Here is a 2,604-nt window from a genome sequence, read left to right as displayed (position 1 = left end):
AGCCCCTACAATTCGGCCAATGTCCGTGTATTTTTTATGGCAGACTGCCAGCGTTATTCCCCATCGCCTACATGCGATACCGTAGGGGCCGTCCCAAAGCCTTTCTAGCCCGTCAAGTACCGACCATCGGGAGGGGCCAAGACCGTTTCCAGAACGAATAGCGGCGGCGGGCGGCCCGCTACGCGCTGAGGGCTTCCCAAAGCGTCGTTGTTAGTTTGAGTCTGTCGCGGCGTAGCCGCATCTGAGTCCGAAAAAAGCAGTGGCTCGTGGTTAGTGATTCGTGGTTCGTAAAGGCCTGCCATTACACCCGAATGGGCTGTAATCGAATCTCGCAGCGGGCCGCCAGCCACAGCTGTCCGTTTTGGCAGCCGTCCTGCACCTTCCGTCGGTCGGCACCTGACGGGCCAAAAAGGCTGCCCGGGCTGGCCCAACGCATACGGCCGCTGGCCGCGTATTTTTGATGAATTTTTGATGGCAGGCCGATGTGATAAAAAAAGCACCTGATTATTCAGACGTTGAAATGATGAACTTGTTTAAGCGGCCCCGCCTTCCGTGGAAGCTTATTGTACCAGTCTAAATGCATGATGACTTCCTGATCTGGGCATGAAAAAAAGCACCCACTTATGAGTGTTAAAAAGAATGTGATTTTTTCTGTTATCGTACTAGCTCATTCATAATCTGAAAGGCTTTTTGCCCAGAGACCCAGCTGTACTCATTATCTTTCTCAACAATAAAGCAAGGTAAACCGGTTGGCGGAACAATTCCGTTAATTGGTAGTATCACTGGTGAATACACAATATAATCCTTCCATGTTCCAATACGTTCCGCTGTATTATACCCTTTTTGTATAGCTATTTTTTTGCTTCGTTCATAGCAAATCACTTTCCTTTTGCAGTAGCAACGAGTACTTTTTTATTCGTTGCCAATGGCTTATCGTCAATCCTATAAAACCCAAAGTTACTAGGCTTACCATGGGCAAAATAATAGCCAACATCTAATATACCAGTCTGTGAATCAAGATACTTAATTATCCCGTTATCTTTTTGTGCAATGAAAACATGTGCGGAGTCTGTTTGCTTCCACACTATGTAAATTACGTAACGTGAGCCATCAGGAGCATTGTCTAATTCTTATTGTTTCTTCATTTACATTAAAAGTAAACATTCGAGCTGAGGCATCTGCATAAGCCTCGTTCGCTTCCGGTGCCGCGAAGCATTCACTCCCCAAAACAATATCTTTGGAGCCCATATTAGGCACTGCCTCAACATCAAACCCTCGTTGGTGTAATTCATAAATTTACACACACCTTTGACAATTAATTTGATATTCAGTTCCTTGTGAATACTTAGTGTTAGCGGCTTTTATGTCATCAGCTAAGGTGTGCTTACCTAAAATTAGTTTCCAATTATTAGGCACTTTTTGTAATTTGATTATATCATCTTCACGAGCAGTTTTCCATTTATCTAATGATAATGTTTGTAACAAAGATGTTCTCCCAGTCCTCATAGGTCATGTCAGCCGGCACATAATACGTCTTGCCATTGTCATTCCTGGCAATGCGCGTCCCTGTTTTTTTTTATCCGGCCCGTACAGGCCGCTGACAATGGGAGAGGACAGTTCGGATGAAGTGGCTGGGCCGTATGACTGATGTGATACAGAAAAGCGGCATCCACTCACAATGAAATGGACGCCGCTTTCTTATTTTTCTGGATGATTTTACATTTTTTCGATATAAAAGCAGTTCACATCCTAATTTTTTTTAACACATTGCTCAGCATCATCAGCGTAATCCCTTTATCATCCTGTCCGAGTAACATCGTTGTATACGGGCCTTCCCAAACATATAGCCCTTCAAACCGTCTGGGCGTACCATAACGGTGCGAAATGTGTCGAACCCGTTCTTCAAAACCGCCATTCATGAAAATCGTAATGCTTAACAGACGACCTTCATAGAAACAGGCCTTTGCCATGACAGGTCCCTGTAGATACATTTCACCGTGAGCATCGGGAATAAGCACCCAATACCTCGCCATACCATATGAATAACCAAGCAGTTTCATCCGATATTCCTGCTTAATCTGATTCAGCGGTTCACCCCAGTGCAAATCGCAGAATCCTCCTGGATCATAAGTCATATTCTGTTCGTGACTGGTGGCAGGAGAAGCAGCTTGTACGGTTGGCTGCATCAATCCTGATAGTATCAACCAAGTAAAGACCACAAATATTAAGAAAAAAGTTTTTCTAAAAATATTCATACCGTTTCATCTCTTTTATTATCTTACTTGGAATTGATTGTCCTAAAAAATCTGCCTCACAATAATCGCTCCGTGCTCCGTGATATCCTTATATTTTTTATTATATCATGAAACAGAGTGAATAGAATATAAACCGATATTCCCATAATACAAGAAATTCAAATACGGCTACAGACTCAAACTGACGACATCGCCATTTTCGTATCCATCGTAAAATCCTGTTATTATCCCCGAACGGGCTGTGGTCGAATATCTCTGGCGGGCTTCCCACGGGAAGCCCCTACAATTCGGCCAATGTCCGTGTATTTTTTATGGCAGACTGCCAGCGTTATTCCCCATCGCCTACATG

2 protein-coding genes and 1 pseudogene are annotated in these 2,604 nt (G+C 43.9%); all 3 read right to left on the bottom strand.

The window, feature by feature from the left end; translation table 11 throughout:
* Positions 1-878 precede the first annotated feature (878 nt).
* Positions 879-1,118, bottom strand: a pseudogene (locus WMO23_RS11525) (hypothetical protein); the annotation flags it as partial.
* A gap of 178 nt (positions 1,119-1,296) precedes the next feature.
* Positions 1,297-1,485, bottom strand: a complete 189-nt coding sequence (locus tag WMO23_RS11135; RefSeq protein WP_147675848.1) for a hypothetical protein — start codon at positions 1,483-1,485, stop codon at positions 1,297-1,299.
* A 257-nt stretch (positions 1,486-1,742) separates the two neighbouring features.
* On the bottom strand, positions 1,743-2,255 hold the full coding sequence (locus tag WMO23_RS11130; protein ID WP_020309818.1) for a hypothetical protein: 513 nt from the start codon (positions 2,253-2,255) through the stop codon (positions 1,743-1,745).
* Positions 2,256-2,604 lie beyond the last annotated feature (349 nt).

Source organism: Megasphaera intestinihominis, assembly GCF_040096415.1.
Classification (GTDB): domain Bacteria; phylum Bacillota; class Negativicutes; order Veillonellales; family Megasphaeraceae; genus Megasphaera; species Megasphaera intestinihominis.
The sequence above is the reverse complement of the archived record's forward strand: the minus strand, read 5'-3'. Positions and strand labels throughout refer to the sequence as shown.